The sequence below is a fragment of the Flavobacterium yafengii genome (assembly GCF_030010375.1).
In the GTDB taxonomy this organism is placed as follows: domain Bacteria; phylum Bacteroidota; class Bacteroidia; order Flavobacteriales; family Flavobacteriaceae; genus Flavobacterium; species Flavobacterium yafengii.
Window position 1 is genome coordinate 1 of record NZ_JASCRY010000002.1, and the last position, 17,859, is coordinate 17,859.

The 17,859-nt window shown below is 33.8% G+C and carries 13 protein-coding genes and 1 rRNA gene; 4 read left to right on the top strand and 10 right to left on the bottom strand.

What is annotated here, in order from left to right; genetic code table 11:
* Nucleotide 1 precedes the first annotated feature (1 nt).
* Nucleotides 2-111: ribosomal RNA gene (rrf, locus tag QLS97_RS07570) — 5S ribosomal RNA — on the top strand.
* 318 nt (nucleotides 112-429) lie between these two features.
* Here rrf and QLS97_RS07575 read toward each other — a convergent pair.
* Together QLS97_RS07575 and QLS97_RS07580 are read right to left on the bottom strand one after the other, a co-directional pair.
* Nucleotides 430-867 (bottom strand): hypothetical protein, encoded by a 438-nt coding sequence (locus tag QLS97_RS07575; RefSeq protein WP_282715591.1) that lies wholly within the window; start codon nucleotides 865-867, stop codon nucleotides 430-432.
* Nucleotides 868-870: 3 nt separating this feature from the next.
* On the bottom strand, nucleotides 871-1,086 hold the full coding sequence (locus QLS97_RS07580) for a hypothetical protein (protein WP_282715593.1): 216 nt from the start codon (nucleotides 1,084-1,086) through the stop codon (nucleotides 871-873).
* A gap of 201 nt (nucleotides 1,087-1,287) precedes the next feature.
* Here QLS97_RS07580 and pafA point away from each other — a divergent pair, with 201 nt between their 5' ends.
* Nucleotides 1,288-2,904, top strand: coding sequence for an alkaline phosphatase PafA (pafA, locus tag QLS97_RS07585; protein WP_282715595.1), 1,617 nt, complete (start codon nucleotides 1,288-1,290; stop codon nucleotides 2,902-2,904).
* 57 nt (nucleotides 2,905-2,961) lie between these two features.
* On the opposite strand, the gene lysA is transcribed toward pafA, so the two are convergent.
* The 3 genes from lysA to gltB form a co-directional block, all read right to left on the bottom strand.
* Entirely contained in the window at nucleotides 2,962-4,182 is a 1,221-nt protein-coding gene (lysA, locus tag QLS97_RS07590; RefSeq protein ID WP_282715596.1) for a diaminopimelate decarboxylase, read from the bottom strand.
* Nucleotides 4,183-4,354: 172 nt separating this feature from the next.
* Entirely contained in the window at nucleotides 4,355-5,809 is a 1,455-nt protein-coding gene (locus QLS97_RS07595) for a glutamate synthase subunit beta (RefSeq protein WP_282715598.1), read from the bottom strand.
* 2 nt (nucleotides 5,810-5,811) lie between these two features.
* A complete protein-coding gene (gltB, locus tag QLS97_RS07600; protein WP_282715600.1) occupies nucleotides 5,812-10,329 on the bottom strand; it encodes a glutamate synthase large subunit in 4,518 nt (1,505 codons plus the stop codon).
* A 409-nt stretch (nucleotides 10,330-10,738) separates the two neighbouring features.
* Here gltB and sucC point away from each other — a divergent pair, with 409 nt between their 5' ends.
* Together sucC and QLS97_RS07610 are read left to right on the top strand one after the other, a co-directional pair.
* Complete coding sequence (gene sucC / locus QLS97_RS07605) at nucleotides 10,739-11,932, top strand: ADP-forming succinate--CoA ligase subunit beta (protein WP_099716000.1); 1,194 nt, start codon at nucleotides 10,739-10,741, stop codon at nucleotides 11,930-11,932.
* A 220-nt stretch (nucleotides 11,933-12,152) separates the two neighbouring features.
* Nucleotides 12,153-13,721, top strand: a complete 1,569-nt coding sequence (locus QLS97_RS07610; protein WP_282716471.1) for a protein adenylyltransferase SelO — start codon at nucleotides 12,153-12,155, stop codon at nucleotides 13,719-13,721.
* A gap of 28 nt (nucleotides 13,722-13,749) precedes the next feature.
* Here the strand turns inward: QLS97_RS07610 and QLS97_RS07615 are convergent, their stop codons facing one another.
* From QLS97_RS07615 to QLS97_RS07635, 5 genes are all read right to left on the bottom strand, one after another.
* Nucleotides 13,750-14,271, bottom strand: a complete 522-nt coding sequence (locus QLS97_RS07615) for a hypothetical protein (protein ID WP_282715603.1) — start codon at nucleotides 14,269-14,271, stop codon at nucleotides 13,750-13,752.
* A 120-nt stretch (nucleotides 14,272-14,391) separates the two neighbouring features.
* The gene (locus QLS97_RS07620) at nucleotides 14,392-14,856 is read right to left on the bottom strand and encodes a DUF1456 family protein (RefSeq protein WP_282716472.1); all 465 of its coding nucleotides are present in this window, start codon (nucleotides 14,854-14,856) and stop codon (nucleotides 14,392-14,394) included.
* A gap of 58 nt (nucleotides 14,857-14,914) precedes the next feature.
* Entirely contained in the window at nucleotides 14,915-15,946 is a 1,032-nt protein-coding gene (locus QLS97_RS07625) for an aminotransferase class I/II-fold pyridoxal phosphate-dependent enzyme (RefSeq protein ID WP_282715604.1), read from the bottom strand.
* Between the two features lie 6 nt (nucleotides 15,947-15,952).
* Nucleotides 15,953-16,963: a dipeptide epimerase gene (locus QLS97_RS07630; RefSeq protein ID WP_282715606.1), complete on the bottom strand. Its 1,011-nt coding sequence runs from the start codon at nucleotides 16,961-16,963 to the stop codon at nucleotides 15,953-15,955.
* Between the two features lie 50 nt (nucleotides 16,964-17,013).
* Entirely contained in the window at nucleotides 17,014-17,835 is an 822-nt protein-coding gene (locus QLS97_RS07635) for an alpha/beta hydrolase (RefSeq protein WP_282715608.1), read from the bottom strand.
* Nucleotides 17,836-17,859: the final 24 nt, after the last annotated feature.

Consider the following 17,859-nt stretch of genomic DNA (forward strand, 5'->3'; position numbering starts at 1 on the left):
TTAAGGTGGTTATTGCGGCGGGGCTCACCTCTTCCCATCCCGAACAGAGTAGTTAAGCCCGCCTGCGCAGATGGTACTGCAGTTATGTGGGAGAGTATGTCGTCGCCTTTCTTTGAAAAATCCTCATCATGAATTTGATGAGGATTTTTTTGTTTATACGTACTACCTGTGCGGCTAACGCCTCGGCTGATCCCCTTTCTTTAATCTGGAATTGTTCAGATGCTATTAAAATCTTCATCATGAATTTGATCAGGGTTTTTTTTACGTTTTATATGGTTTGTTGTAAATTATTTAGTACTATTAATATTTTTACTTTTTTATTCGTACTTGCATGGCATAATCATAAGGATCGAGTTGGGTAAATGATATTTTTTCAGGCTTTACAAATTTAAAATATTGATATATTTTTTCTTCTGTAAATATTTGTGGCTAAAATCTTTCTTTTGTAGCTGTAAAACTATCTTTGGCACCAGTTATTACAGTCATTCCCATTTTCTGATACGATAGTTCTTGTTTTTTTCTCGTATTCTCATTGTCAATATAGCAGGCTCCAATTAAAACTTCTCCATTAGCATTCAGCATTTTATAGGCAAAGGTGAAAACAGTATCAAATTTTTCATTTTTTGATAAATCAATTTTTTTGAAAAATAAATTATAATTTTCAAAAGGGAAGTTTTCAGGATAAAAGTTGCCTGCCGTAAACCAAGTTGTAATAATCAAATCATAATGCTTTTGTAATTGATTTAATTTTACAGCATCTAAAAAATAAACGGTCACTTTATCTTCAATATTTAATTCATTTGCTGTGTTACGTGATAAATTAACACATGTTTCGGCATTATCAGTACCGTCATAGAATTTAACCATATTTCACATTTCGGGAATTGCACTTAAATGTTTTACTATTCGAGCATTACTAATTCCGATGTCTAAGATGGTTATTGGACTTCCTTTTTTAAGGTATATTTCCGCAATTACTTTCTTTAGTTCTATAAATTCCGCCCATTGTGCTTGTAATAATTCTTCTGATAAATAATTTTCATCGAATGATTTTTGAGCAGTATTTTTATTGTCATACATTTCCATAATCACTTTATTTAGAAATCTACTAAAATTTAGTCTTTCATTTTGCAATAGCAAGTAAAATATACACTTGCAATTTTTAATTAACTTTTGCGCATGTTTTTTTGATGGGTTAAGAATAGATTAATTAAGTATCATGAAGTATTTGTTCAGAGTTTGATTAAACTTTATGTTGTATTTTTGTTTTAAATATAAAAATATAATATGAAAAAAATTATTTTGTTTTTGGCATTTATTATGTCTTTGAACTCACAATCTCAGCAACGCCCTAAATTAGTGGTGGGTATAGTGGTAGACCAAATGAAAATGGAATATCTATATCGTTTTTCAGATGATTTTTCTGCAAATGGTTTTAAAAGATTAATGAATAATGGGTATACATTTCATAACATGCATTACAATTATGTGCCCACTTATACTGCACCGGGTCATGCGAGTATCTATACTGGAGCAACCCCGTCCACACATGGTATTGTAGGGAATGAATGGTTTAATAAAGCTATAGGAAAAGATGTGTATTGTACAGATGATGCTTCTGTAAAAACAATAGGTAATGGTACAGAAAACGAGGGAGCAATGTCTCCAAAAAACTTGCTAAGTACCACCATTACTGATGAGTTGCGAATGGCGACAAATTTTAATGGAAAAGTAATCGGCATGAGTTTGAAAGATCGTGGCGCTATTTTGCCAGCGGGTCATTTTGCTAATTGGGCATTTTGGTATAGTAAAACGGGAGCATTCATTTCTAGTACTTTTTATGGTTCAACATTACCAGTTTGGGTAACAGAATTCAACCAAGAAAAACGATACATGAATTATATCAATACAGGTTGGGATTTACTGAAGCCTGTTGGTACTTATAACGAAAGCCTTTCTGATGATAATCCATATGAAGGAAAATTAGATAAAGCAAATCCACCGGTTTTTCCTTATGATTTAAGTAAGATCTACAAAGAAAAAGGCGCTGATGTTTTGCGTACAACACCTTTCGGGAATGATATTTTGGCTGAATTAGCGATAAAAGCTATAGAAAAAGAAGATTTAGGGAAAGATGATATTACTGATTTTCTTACTGTTAGTTTTTCTTCAACGGACTATGTAGGACACACTTTTGGACCGCGTTCTATGGAGTTACAGGATACTTATTTGCGTTTAGATCAAACTTTGGCTCAGTTTTTAAGCTATTTAGACAAAACGGTTGGAAAGGATAATTATTTACTTTTTCTGACTGCTGATCACGCTGGAGCTGAGAATCCTAATTATTTAAAAGATAACAAATACAATGTAAAAAATATTCCTTCGAAAGACATTGTTGAGGCATTAAAAAAACATTCAAACGAAACCTTTGGTTCAGATTTGATATTGGATTATTCTAATTTTAATCTTTTTTTCAATAAAGAAATTATTAAACAAAAAGGTTTAGAATTGGCTAAAGTGAAACAAAGTTTCAAAGACTTTTTAATGACTCAAGAGCAAGTTAAGAGAGTGTACACTGAAGAAGAAATTTTAGCTTCGTCAGGAGATGATTATTTTTTGAGTTTTATTTCTAAGGGTTATGATCCTAAACAAAATGGCGATATTGTTATACTTGATAAAACTGGTTATATGCAATATCAAGCTACAGGAACTACACATGGTTCGCCTAATAGTTATGATACACACGTACCTTTACTTTTTTATGGATGGCAAGTTCCAAAAGGAGAATTGCATACTAAAAAGTACATAACTCAAATTGCACCTACACTTTCACAAATGTTGAAAATTCCATTTCCTAATGGAACTGAATCTGAAGTTTTAGACACGTTGCTTGATAAAAAATAATAGTATTGCGTATTATTAAAAAATCCCATTTGCATTAGCGAATGGGATTTTTTTATTTTATACTGATGTTACTGCAACTGGTAACGGAATTTGATTTTTAAGTAAATCCTCAAAGGTCTCATGTGCTCTGATTAAATGCCCTTCACCGTTCATCCATAATACTTCGGCTGGCTTGTATCTGGAGTTGTAGTTTGAAGCCATAGAGAAACAATAAGCCCCTGCATTTCTAAAAGATAAAATATCACCTTCTTTTATTTCCGCAATTTTTCTGTTATTGGCAAAAGTATCGGTTTCGCAAATATATCCTACCACGGAGTAGAAACGCTCTTTCCCTTTTGGATGAGATATATTTTCGATATGATGTTGTGAACCATAAAACATTGGTCTAATCAAATGATTAAAACCACTGTCTATACCTGCAAAAACTGTTGAAGTAGTTTGTTTAACTACATTAACTTTAGCCAAAAAGAAACCTGCTTCACTTACTAAAAATTTTCCTGGTTCAAATATCAAGGTTAATTCTTTTCCATATTCGGTACAAAAGGCATTGAATCTTTTTGATAATTTTTTACCTAATTCTTCAATGTCAGTTTCGATATCGTCTTTTTTATAAGGCACTTTAAATCCACTACCGAAGTCTAGGAATTCAAGGTTTTTGAAGTTTCTGGCGGCATCAAATAATATTTCAGCAGCATATAAAAATACTTCGATGTCCAAAATATCAGAACCGGTATGCATGTGAATACCTACAATGTTCATTTTTGTATTTTCTACAATACGTACCAAATGAGGCAATTGGTGTACCGAAATACCAAATTTACTATCGATATGACCAACAGATATATTTGCATTTCCTCCGGCCATTACATGCGGATTTATTCTGATGCATACAGGAACATTTGGGTATTTTGTGCCAAATTGCTCTAATATGGATAAGTTGTCAATATTTATTTGAACTCCCATGGCTGAAACTTCTTCAATTTCTTCAAGAGAAACACCATTTGGAGTATAAAATATTTTGTCTGGGTCGTAGCCGGCATGAAGTCCTAATAATACTTCTTGAATGGAAACAGTATCTAATCCTGACCCCATTTCTTTTAATAACTGAAGTATAGCAACATTCGACAAAGCCTTCATTGCATAATTGATGCGCAACTTATCTACCTTTGAAAAAGCTTTCGTTAATCTATTGTATTGAGATTGTATTTTTTCGGCATCATAAACGTATAATGGACTGCCAAATTGTTCTGCTAATTGTACTAAGTCTTTTGATTGCATGATTATTAATTTTGAGCAAATTTATTATTCTTTATTTAGTCCCACAAGCTAATAAACGAATTCTAACAAATTCTAACAAAAAGTTATAAATTAAACATTTATTTGAAATTTTATAAAAAAAATAACCCTTGACAAATTTTTTCTATCAAGGGTTATAAAATGTTATTCAGAATTACAAGTTAGGTAAGTCGCCATTTCCTTTGGTTGGTAAATTGGTATAACCCATCAAGTATTTATCGACTTCTCTGGCAGCTTCACGACCTTCAGATATTGCCCATACAATTAAAGATTGTCCTCTTCGCATGTCACCTGCAGTAAATATATTAGGAACATTCGTTTGATAATTGGTTGCTTTATAATTGCTTCTCATATCAATTTCTAATCCTAATTGATCACTTAATGTTTTCTCTGGTCCTGTAAATCCAAGTGCCAATAAGGCTAAATCACAAGGCCAGATTTTTTCTGAACCTTCTTTTTCTATCAATTCAGGTCTTTGTCCCGGTGTCATTTTCCAAGCCACTTCAACGGTTTTTAAACCTACAAGTTCTCCTTTTTCATTAGAAATGAATTCTTTGGTATTGATTAACCAGTTTCTATTACAACCTTCTTCATGTGAAGAGGATGTTTTTAATTGCAATGGCCAAAATGGCCAAGGAGTAGTTTCACTTCTTCCAACTGGTGGTTTTGGTAAAATTTCAAAATTAGTAACCGATTTGGCTCCATGTCTGTTTGATGTTCCCACACAATCAGAACCAGTATCTCCACCACCAATAACGATCACATCTTTACCAGTAGCCATTATTTGATCAGGAATTACCTCACCATATAGTGATTTAGTTTGTTGTGTCAAGAAAGTCATTGCTTGAACAACTCCTTTGCTTTCTATTCCTTTAGTAGGTAAACTTCTTCTTTCGGTTGCGCCACCGCATAATACGATAGAATCAAAAGCGTTCAATTCTTCAACACTATAGTTTACGCCAACATTTACATTCGTTTTAAAAGTAATTCCTTCAGCTTCTAAAACAGCAACGCGCCTGTCTATAATTCCTTTTTCTAATTTGAAATTTGGAATTCCGTAACGTAATAATCCACCAATGGCATTATCTCTTTCAAAAACGGTAACGGTATGTCCAGCACGATTTAATTGTTGTGCAGCCGCTAAACCAGCAGGACCAGAACCTATTACAGCCACTGTTTTTCCTGTTCTAACTTCTGGTGGTTGTGGCTTTATCCAACCTTCAGCAAAACCTCTTTCGATAATATTTTTTTCAATATTTTCGATTGCTACCGGCTCGCTTATAATACCTAATACACATGATTTCTCACATGGAGCGGGGCATAAACGACCTGTAAATTCAGGAAAATTATTAGTTGATTGCAATATTTTTAAAGCACTTTCCCATTCTTCCTGATGTACCATGTCATTAAAATCTGGAATCAAATTTCCTAATGGACAGGCACTATGGCAAAATGGAATCCCACAATCCATACATCTGGATCCTTGTTCTTTGATTTTATCTTTGGTTAACGGAATTGTAAATTCATTATAATTCGATACTCTTTCTGGAACAGCAACATTACTTTCGTCGGTTCTAGTATATTCTTTAAATCCTCCTATCTTTCCCATGACTATAGTGCTATTAGTTCTTCAATTTTTTTTTCTTCTGCTAATCTCTGCAATGCTTTTTTGTAATCAGTAGGCATTACTTTGATAAAATGGTTGCGTTGGTTTTCCCAATCTTCTAAAATCCTTTTTGCCAAAGGACTATTGGTATACATAGAATGATTTTTTATCAAACGTCTCAGTTTAGTAAAGTCATCATCTTCCAATGTTTCAAAAGCGACCATTTCCATATTACATAATGTGGCATCGAATTTTTTATTTGGATCAAAAACATAAGCAATACCACCGCTCATTCCTGCAGCAAAATTTCTTCCTGTTTTTCCTAAAACCACTACAGTTCCTCCGGTCATGTATTCGCATCCATGATCTCCAATCCCTTCTACAACAGCTGTTGCTCCAGAATTTCTCACACAAAAACGTTCTCCAGCCATACCATTTATATACGCTTCACCAGTGATTGCTCCATAAAGTGCAACGTTACCAATGATGATATTTTCTTCTGGTTTGAAAGTGGCAGCAGGTGGGACTTTGATAATTAATTTACCTCCAGAAAGTCCTTTTCCTAAATAGTCATTACAATTTCCATGTATCTTGAAGGATAGACCATTAGTTGCAAAAGCACCAAAACTTTGTCCGGCAGAACCTTCAAAATCAACTAATATGGTGTCCTCAGGTAAACCTTGTGCACCATATATTTTTGAAATTTCATTACTCAATATAGCTCCAACGGAACGATCCGTATTTTTAATATTAAAAGTGACTCTTGTTTTTTCTTTTCTATAAATAGAAGGAATAGCCGCTTTTATAATTTCAAAATCAAGTACATGGTCTAAAGCATGGTCTTGTGTAGTTGTATTATGGTTTGGAACTTCTTTAGCTTTTTCTGGCTTATATAAGATTGTAGATAAATCTAATCCACTTGCTTTATAATGCTTGATGGCTTTATTGACATTCAATTTTTGAGATTGTCCTACCATTTCTTTTAATGTTCTGAACCCTAATTGTGCCATGATTTCTCTCAACTCCTCAGCAATAAAATACATGAAGTTGATGATGTGTTCCGGCGTTCCTTTGAAATTTTTTCTCAATTCAGGATCTTGCGTTGCAATACCAACTGGACATGTATTCAAGTGGCACGCTCTCATCATAATACAACCAGATGCTACTAACGGCGCTGTTGCAAAACCGAATTCTTCAGCACCAAGTAAAGCAGCAATGGCTACGTCACGTCCGGTTTTCAATTGTCCGTCACATTCTAAAACTACGCGACTTCTTAAATCATTTAAGATTAAGGTTTGTTGTGCTTCGGCAAGCCCAAGTTCCCAAGGAATACCGGTATGTTGTAGTGAAGTTAACGGTGCAGCTCCAGTTCCTCCGTCGTATCCTGAAATCAAGATCACATCAGCTTTTGCTTTAGCAACACCGGCAGCGATTGTTCCAACACCCACTTCAGAAACTAATTTCACATTAATTCTAGCTTCACGATTGGCATTTTTTAAATCAAAAATTAACTGTGATAAATCTTCAATAGAATAAATATCATGGTGTGGCGGAGGTGAAATTAATCCTACATAAGGTGTAGAATTTCTCACTGCAGCAATCCAAGGCACTACTTTTTCACCAGGTAATTGACCACCTTCTCCAGGTTTTGCACCTTGAGCCATTTTTATTTGAATCTCTTTGGCGTTTGTTAAATAGTTGATAGAAACCCCAAATCTTCCAGAAGCAACTTGCTTGATAGCACTATTTCTAGAATCTCCATTTAAGTCTTTTTGGAAACGTTTTGAATCTTCTCCACCTTCTCCGGAATTACTTTTCCCTCCAATTCTGTTCATGGCAATCGCTAGATTTTCATGAGCTTCTTGGCTGATAGATCCATAAGACATGGCGCCAGTTTTGAATTTTTTTACAATTTCCGTCCAAGGCTCCACTTCGTCAATTGAAATAGGATCTAAGTTATTGAATTCAAATAACCCTCTAATAGTCATCAAGTTCTCACTTTGATCATTAACCATTTTAGAGTATTCTTTATAGCTCTCAGGACTGTTTAAACGTACTGCTTGTTGTAGTTTAGAAATTGTCGTTGGATTAAACATGTGTTTTTCTCCCGATCTTCTCCATCTGTAAATACCTCCAATTTCTAAAGGCAATAAATTGCTGACTTTTGAATTTGGAAATGCTTTCTGGTATCTTTTCTTGATTTCTTTTTCGACTTCCATTAGACCAATTCCTTCAATTCTGGAAGGAGTATAAGGGAAATATTTAGAAGTGAATGTTTTATTTAATCCTAAAATTTCAAAAATTTGTGCCGCTCTGTACGAATGTAAAGTAGAGATACCAATTTTATTCATGATTTTCAGAATCCCTTTTGCAATAGCTTTATTGTAATTTTTAATGGCATAATCAGCTTTTACACCAGTGATAAAACCTTGGTTAACTTGGTCATGAATAATTTCATTCACCATGTAAGGGTTAATTGCACTGGCTCCGTAACCAAATAATAATGCAAAATGATGTGGTTCGCGAGGTTCTGCGGATTCGATTATGATTCCAAATTTAGAACGAACTTTTAGAATGTTAAGTGAATGATGAATGTAAGAGCAGGCCAATAACATTGGTATTGGAGCCATTTTTTCACTAACTCCTCTATCCGAAAGAATTACAATGTTACAACCTTCAGAAACTGCTTTGAAAGTCGCTTGAACCGCTCTTTCCAAAGCGCGTTCTAATCCGTTTACTCCTTTTTCTATATCGTATAGAGTAGAAATAGTAACTGATTTGAAATCAGCATGATCAATGTTTCTTATTTTATCTAAATCTTCGTTTGAAATAACTGGATTTTGAATTTTTAGTTTTTTACAATGTTTTGGAACAATGTCAAAAATATTATAATCTCCACCAATCGCTAAACTGATATCAGTAATAATTTCTTCACGAATACCATCCAAAGGTGGATTAGTAACCTGAGCAAATAATTGTTTGAAATAGTTGTATAAAAGCTGTGGCTGATCTGATAAAACAGCTAGCGGAGTATCATTACCCATAGAACTTAATGCTTCTGCACCTTCAGCTCCCATTGGGTTTATGATTGTTTTTAAATCCTCCAACGTGTAGCCAAAAAGTCTTTGTCTTGTTTCAAAATCTATGTTTTCTACAGGAATTGGATTGTCAGTGTATGGTATTTGAGCCAATTGTACTAAATTTTCATCCAACCATTGTTTGTAAGGACGTTTGGTAACAATAGCATTTTTGATCTCATCATCTTCAATGATACGACCTTCGTTCATGTCAACCAAAAACATTTTTCCTGGTTCTAAGCGACCGTGTTGTATCACATCTTCAGGTTTGATGTCAAGAACACCAATCTCTGATGACATAATTACGAAGCCACTTTTAGTCAATGTATAACGAGATGGACGTAAACCATTTCTATCCAATAAAGCACCAATAACGTTACCATCTGTAAAAGGAATAGAAGCTGGGCCATCCCAAGGTTCCATGATACAAGCGTTGTATTCGTAAAATGCTTTTTTATCGGCTGACATTGTTTGGTGTTTTTCCCAAGCTTCAGGAACGACCATCATCATTGCTTCTGGTAAAGAACGACCTGTCATCAATAACAGTTCAATTACCATATCCATTGAAGCAGAATCTGATTTTCCTTCTAAAATAATTGGAAATAATTTTTTGATATCATCACCAAAAACATCACTTTTCATCAGTTCTTCACGAGCACGCATACGGCTAATATTACCGCGAAGTGTATTGATTTCACCATTGTGGCACATGTAACGGAAAGGTTGTGCTAATTCCCAAGATGGAAATGTATTGGTAGAGAAACGTTGGTGAACCAAAGCTAATCTGGTTACCAAGTCATCATCCAATAAATCAGTATAGTATCTGCTGATGTCTTCCGGCATCAGCAAACCTTTATATATTATGGTAGTAGTGGAGAAACTGGAAAAATAAAACATGTGACTTTCTGAGATTCTTGAATTTCTGATAGTATGTTCTGCAATTTTTCTCGCTGCAAATAGTTTAGCGTTAAATTGTTGTTCCGTAAGGTCTAAGCCATTTTTACCAACAAATACTTGTTTTACGGTTGGTTCTTTCTCGCCGGCAATTCTGCCTAAATTTGATGCGTCAACGGGAACGTCTCTCCATCCTAATATTTCTAAATTTTGATCGCGTATCGAAGTTTCAAAAGTAGTTTTACAAAAAACAACTTGATTTTTACTTTTTGGCATAAAAACCATTCCTACGGCATACTCCTTAGTTTCCGGGATATCAAATTCACAAACTTTCTTAAAAAAATCATGTGGGATATCAAATAATATTCCTGCTCCATCTCCAGTTCTGCCATCTGAACTCACAGCACCACGGTGTTCTAATTTGATTAGAATATCCAGTGCTTTGTGTATAATATCATTCGATTTAATTCCATTCAAATTACAAATGAATCCTGCTCCGCAATTGTCGTGTTCAAATTCGGGCAAATAAAGGCCTTGTTCTTTAACTTTCATGCTTAATATTTTTTTTTACAAAATTAAAGATTTAGTAACATATAACGGGCTTAAAAGTTAAAAACGCCTTGTTTTTACAGTTCTAATAGAAAAAGGTTAAATAAATCACAATAATAAGATTTAAGGACATCTGATTTGATTTTTCGACAAAAACAAAATGAAATTTGAGAGGTAAAGCCAGAAATTTTGAGAGAAATGTTTTACTGATGGTTTTTGTTCGATATTTATAACAAATTAGTAATTAATTTTTATATTTTTTATATTTTCATCCCAGTTATTGGCGGGTTTTAAATATCTAAATTTAGACACCATTTAAATTTAAAAAAAAAATAACAGTTAAGTTTAATTTTGCTATTTTTGTACCACTTTTATTCTGAAATAAATTCAGAATCCAGACAAATTCTATATTATGAACATACACGAATATCAAGGAAAAGAAATTTTAGCTAGCTACGGAGTTCGCATTCAACGCGGAATCGTCGCTAATAGCCCAGTAGAAGCGGTTGCAGCTGCAAAACAATTAACTACCGAAACTGGTACAAGTTGGTATGTTGTAAAAGCCCAAGTTCATGCAGGTGGACGTGGAAAAGGTGGTGGAGTTAAACTTGCCAAAAATTTACAACAAGTTGAAGAGATTTCAGAGCAAATCATCGGAATGCAATTGATTACACCTCAAACTTCTGCTGAAGGTAAAAAAGTACACAAAGTTTTAATTGCTGAAGATGTTTATTATCCTGGTGAAAGTGAAACTTCTGAGTTTTATGTTTCTGTTTTATTGAATAGAGCTACAGGTCGTAACATGATTATGTATTCTACTGAAGGTGGAATGGATATTGAAGAAGTTGCAGAACACACTCCACATTTAATTTTTACTGAAGAAGTTGATCCTTCTGTTGGATTACAAGGTTTTCAAGCAAGAAGAATTGCTTTTAACTTAGGTCTTTCTGGAAATGCTTTCAAAGAAATGGTAAAATTTATCGATTCTTTATATAATGCTTATATTGGATCTGATGCTTCGATGTTTGAAATCAACCCGGTTTTAAAAACATCTGATAATAAAATTATGGCTGTAGATGCTAAAGTAAATATCGATGATAATGCTTTATACAGACAAAAGAAATATGCTGACATGCGCGACGTTCGTGAGGAAAACCCAATCGAAGTTGAAGCAAAAGAAGTTGGTTTAAACTATGTAGATCTTGACGGTACTGTAGGATGTATGGTGAACGGAGCTGGTTTAGCGATGGCAACTATGGATTTAATCAAGTATGCTGGTTTTGAGCCTGCTAACTTCCTTGATGTAGGTGGAACTGCTGATGCAAAACGTGTTGAAACTGCTTTCCGTATTATCTTAAAAGATCAAAACGTAAAAGCAATTTTGATTAATATTTTTGGTGGAATTGTTCGTTGTGACCGTGTGGCGCAAGGAGTTGTTGATGCTTACAAAAATATGGGTGATGCAATTAAAGTACCAATCATTGTTCGTTTACAAGGTACAAATGCAGCTATCGCAAAAGAATTAATTGATAATTCAGGAATGCCAATTTTATCTGCTGTTGAATTTCAAGAAGCAGCGGATCAAGTAAAAGCAGCGCTTTCTTAATTAGAAAATTGTTATATATTTTAAAAAAATCCTGAGTGAAAGCTCAGGATTTTTTTGTTTTTACCAGTAGATTATTTATTTTTTGAAATCTATTTTTAAGAGACATGTTTTTTTATAGCTAGAATTTTTAGAACCTAAAAATCATAAAAATAAATAAAAGTATAAATAATACTGACTTACAACCGTTACCTTTACTATTGTAAAAAAATCTTTTTTAAATATTATGAAACTTCATTTACAAAATAATTTTATAGCCGAGTTACCTGCTGATACGAGTGATATCAATATGCCAAGGCAAGTGAAACAAGCTTGTTATTCGTTTGTTTTGCCAAAAAAACCTTCAAATCCTTCGCTGATTCACGCTTCGATTGAAGTGGCTAATGCTATTGGTCTTTCTCAGGAAGATATACTTTCCGATGATTTTTTAAATACTTTTTCAGGAAGTACTGTTTTTCCGGAAACGAAACCTTTTGCCTTGTGTTATGCCGGACATCAATTTGGGAATTGGGCAGGACAATTAGGAGATGGTCGTGCCATTAATCTTACCGAAGTAGTTCATGAAAATAAGACATACACTTTACAACTAAAAGGAGCAGGGCCAACACCATATTCTAGAACTGCAGATGGTTTTGCCGTTTTGCGCTCTTCCATTCGAGAGCATTTATGTGCCGAAGCGATGCATTATTTGGGAGTTCCTACGACACGTTCGCTTTCGCTAATGCTTTCTGGTGATCAAGTATTACGGGATGTGTTATATAATGGAAATCCTGCCTATGAAAAAGGCGCCATTGTTTGTAGAGTGGCACCCTCTTTTATTCGTTTTGGAAGTTTTGAATTATTCGCTTCTCGAGAAGATCATGTCAATCTCAAATTATTGGCTGATTTTACCATCAAACATCATTTTCCTCATATTCAAAAAGAAGATGTCGAAAAATATCTGGCCTTTTTTCAAGAAGTTACTCAAACTACACTCAAAATGATTGTGCATTGGCAACGTGTTGGTTTTGTTCATGGCGTTATGAATACCGATAATATGTCCATTCACGGTATTACCATTGATTATGGACCTTATGGTTGGTTGGAAGATTATAATTCCGGCTGGACTCCCAATACAACCGATAACCAACATAAAAGATACCGTTTTGGCAATCAACCTGAAATTGCGCTGTGGAATTTATATCAATTAGCCAATGCTTTGTATCCTTTGATAAAGGAAGCGAAACCGCTGGAAACTATTTTAGATGCTTTTAGTACTGATTACGAAAAAGAGTATTTGAATATGATGCAAAATAAACTTGGTTTTCAAATCAAAAAAGAACAAGATGTAGTTTTGATTCAGAGTTTGACTCAATTGTTGGAACGAGTAGAAACTGATATGACTATTTTCTTTAGAAACCTGAGTACTGTTACCAAAGCTGACACCGCAATAACAGCTTTCAATACTATAAAAGACGCCTTTTATAATGAAAAGGACTTAGATGAAACAATCTTGAGTGATTGGCACGATTGGTTTGAGAAGTACACCATTCGAATCAATGAAGAAACACTTTCTGATTCTGAAAGAAAAAATCAAATGAACACCGTAAATCCAAAATATGTATTGCGCAATTACATGGCGCAATTGTGTATTGATGACTCGGATAAGGGAGATTATTCTTTGCTAAACGAATTATTTGAAATGCTTAAAAATCCTTACGACGAACAACCAAATTTTCAAAAATGGTTTGCCAAAAGACCCGATTGGGCCAGAGATAAAGTAGGATGTTCTATGTTAAGCTGTAGTTCCTAAATTAGATAAACATTTTTTAGAATAGAATCTATTTAACACCTATTGCTTCATGACCTCTTAATAAAATCTTGTTTTTATTTTCTAAATTTTCTTTGGTTTTCCCCAAAATGTTAATGATGTCAAATTTGGCATCACTCTTTCTTAAATTATAAAATTCTTCTGAATTAGTGACTTCAACTTCTAAAATATAGTTTCGATCTAATTTGAAAGTTTCAATATTGTCTGTTATAAATGCTCTATTTACCATATAAATAACATCGTTACTTTTGATTTTGGTAAATTCAGATTTAATTTGTTCCAAACTTATAAAATCATATTTCTTAGGGTTTTTGGAAGTAATGTTAATTTGGCCACGATGCAAAACACCATTTATTGTGGTGTCTTTTTTGATGACATTTACAGATTCAATTTCATTTGGGTCAATATATTCCATTGAATTTGTCGAAACTAAGTTTGAATCAAAAAACATGGCTGGCTCTTCAGTTTTATTGCCCTGCCCAAAAAAGAGCGAAGTAAAAAATATTAGAGCGAAGGTTAAAATATATTTCATTTTTTAAGGTATAAAGTAGTAATGATGAATTTAAATATACAAAAAAAACCTGTTCGCCGCGGCGAACAGGTTTTTTTGACTTATTATTAGCAAGGCACTGCAGTGATTCGCTACTATTTACTATTTTTTATTCTTGCCGAAATTAAATTTCACTTTCTCTACAACTTGAACTTTTGGATTCCCTTTTGAGAATTGTTTTTTGAACGGTTTCTTAGCAGCAGGTTTCGATTTTGAAGGACTTTCATCGCCTCTTGATCTTTCTTCGTCTCTTGGCTTTGCTTTGAATTCAGCTCTTTCTGGAGCTCCTTCTTTTACAGGAATCTGAGCTTTGTGTTTAGCTAAGACATCATTTGGATTTTTTGGATTTTCTTTAGTTCCACGCAAGTGAATTACCAATGCATTTAGGAAATTGCGCAACACTTGGTCACCACATTCCATATAATTTTCATGTTTTTCATCACGGAAAAAAGCACCCAATTCTGATTTAGTGATTCTAAAATCTACCAATTCTAATATTTCAACTATTTGATCGTCACGCAACATTAAAGCCACGCGAAGTTTTTTAAAGATATCGTTGTTTGTCATCATATTCTAATTTTTTACAAAGGTACGGTTTAAAAGCAATTGGACCACAATTTTAGATTTAGAATTGGTTTTGGTTTAGAATGTGAATTATTTTATCCAAATCTTCTTTTTTGTGATTGGCAGTTATTACAATTCTATTCAAATTCTTACTGTCTGTCGGGTATTTAAAATTGGTTACAATAATTTTATTCAAAGTAAAAATTTCATTTACGCCTTCGATTTCAGGATAAATTAACGGATAATTGCTGTCAAAATGAATTGCTCTATTTTTAATTAAATGAGTATCTATATACTTTAAATTGTCTTTTAATTTTTGATGCTGTTGCAAATAGATTGCTCCAGCATCAGCCATGGTTTGTACAAATGCGGCATTCATTCCGGCACTAGACACAAATGTATCGTGAGCTGCCATTTGATTGATAAATTCGGAATCACTGGCAATTACGCCTCCTGTCAATCCGAAAGCTTTGCCCAAAGACGACAACATGATTTTTCTTTTAATATTGGGAAGATTGATTGTCGAATAAATTCCGCAACCATTCGGTCCTAAAATTCCAAGAGAATGCGATTCATCAATAACCAAAGTGATTTCTTTATTGGATGGAATCAAATTTAGAATAGAAACATCGATTGGTTTTACATGAAAAGAAGGAACCGAATCCGTTAGAATTGTAATTTTTTCAGTCGCTTTATCCAGCAAACGAGGATTTAATTTTTCTCCAATAAAAAAAGGAAGACTGTTTTGTGCTTTGATGGCAGTATGCGTATCCGGAAAATAAAAAAAGCAATCGGTTTGAGGTGTTAATGTTTCAACAACTAATTTCCCCGCCAACATTCCTGAAGAAACCGTAAGTACAGCATCCGCTTTGATGTAATTGGCTAAAAATCGTTCTCCGTTTTCGTAGGCGTTCAGTTGAATATTGGCACTTCTGGAACTTCCATAAGCCGTTCCCCATTGCAAAATATTTTTGATAATCAAGTTTTTAAATTCGGGATGAGTTGGTAAACCTAAATAAGCTGTTCCTCCAAAATAGAGATATTCTTCGTTGTCGATTTCAATTATTCGATCTGGAAATTGGTTGACTTTCATTTAAAACTATATTAAAGTTACACCGGTTCCGTTTAAATCAGAATAGTTTATTTTTCCAAAATCTATGGTTACACCTGTAGCAATATCTTCAGCCAAAAGTAATGCACCGTCCATATCTACATAATCCAGTTGTGGTAATAAATGTGCAATCGCTGATATTCCAACAGTTGATTCGGTCATGCAACCCACCATGGTTTTCAATCCTAATTTCTTGGCTTCCTGAATCATTCGTCTTCCGGGAGTTAATCCGCCACATTTTACTAGTTTGACATTCACACCATGAAAATGATTATGACATTTGGATACATCTTCTTCTATAATACAACTTTCGTCTGCTATTATTGGTAAAACCGAATGTTTGAAAACTTCCTTATGTCCTTCCCAATTGTCCGCTTTCATGGGTTGTTCCAAAAATTCCACCCCTAGTTTTTTTAACTCGACAGCATTATTTATGGTTTCTTCCACGCTCCAACCACAATTAGCATCAATTCTAAAAATAGCATCTGTATGTTTTCGAAGTTCAGTAACAATGGCAATATCTTCTTTGGTTCCCAATTTGATTTTATAAATCGGCCAAGGCAATTCCTTCATTTTTGCAACCATTTTTTCGATGGAAGCTATTCCAATTGTATAATCTGTTAATGGATTTTTGTGAATGGTGTAATTCCACAATTCGTACAATTTCTTTCCTTTTTTGCGCGCATATAAATCATTGTATGCCATATCTAAAGCGCACAATGCAAACATATCGTCTTTTAAATAAGGATGAATTTTTTCCCAAAACTCTCCAGGTGTTTCATTTGTCGCAGCTTCAATTACAGAACGAATTTTTTCTAAATCCTGCATCATCACTGGAACGGTTGTTTTGTAATACGGATTAGAAGTTGCTTCGCCAAAACCGGAGAAACCGCCACTTTTTAATTCCACAATCAAAGAAGGTTGGAAGTCGATCGATTCTCTCGAAATGGTAAACGTGTGTTTTAATTTGAGGTTGTATTCTCTTAAGATTAGTTCCATTTGAATCTGATTTTGTACTTAAAATTAATAAGTTTCTTTAAACAGGAGATTTAATAACCAAGCCATAAAACGGCTTTTACAAAACCATCCCGCCATAATTTTTCATTATGTTGTCCGCCTTTTACAATTTTCTTTTCATTCAAATTAAGACAGTAACATCTATTTGAATTTAATAAATATTCCATTTTGTTCAAATCCGAAACCATGTCATCACTTTCATTATCGCCACATAGAAAATAGATTTTCGACTTTATCTTTTTGGATTTTTCAGTCAGAGTATAAATGTCTTTACTGTACCAAAACGAAGGTGAGAAAACACCTGCTTTTCCAAATATTTCTGGGTATTTTAAAACGGCATAATAAGAAGTAAGTCCACCAAGGGAACTTCCCATGATAATAGTATTTTTCTTTTTAGTTTTTGTTCTATACGTTTTGTCAATGTGTGGTTTTAATGTTTTTACGATAAATTCTAAATAACTATCCGCTTTTTCACCACCATATTTCTCGTTTTTAAAAGGCGTTAATTCATCGATTCGTTTGTCATTTCCATGTTCGATTCCTATAACAATAACCTGTGCTTTTAGGCTGTCCAGTTTTTCATCTACATTCCATTCACCCGAATAGGAGGTTTTAGCATCAAATAAATTTTGAGCATCATGCATGTAAATTACGGAGAATTTCTTTTTTGACGTTACATAATTTTCTGGCAAATACACCCAAATTTTCTTTGCCGTTTGAAGTTGTGGCGCTTCAATAGTAAAAGTAGAAACTTGTTTTGAAGCAGTGCTTTGTTTCAACTGTTCAGAGTCCTGAGCAGCAATTTTTGCTGTTGTAAAAAAGAAGAGAAGCAATAGGAACTTTGGTCGAATCATTATTAGTTTTTGTGTTTTGATTTA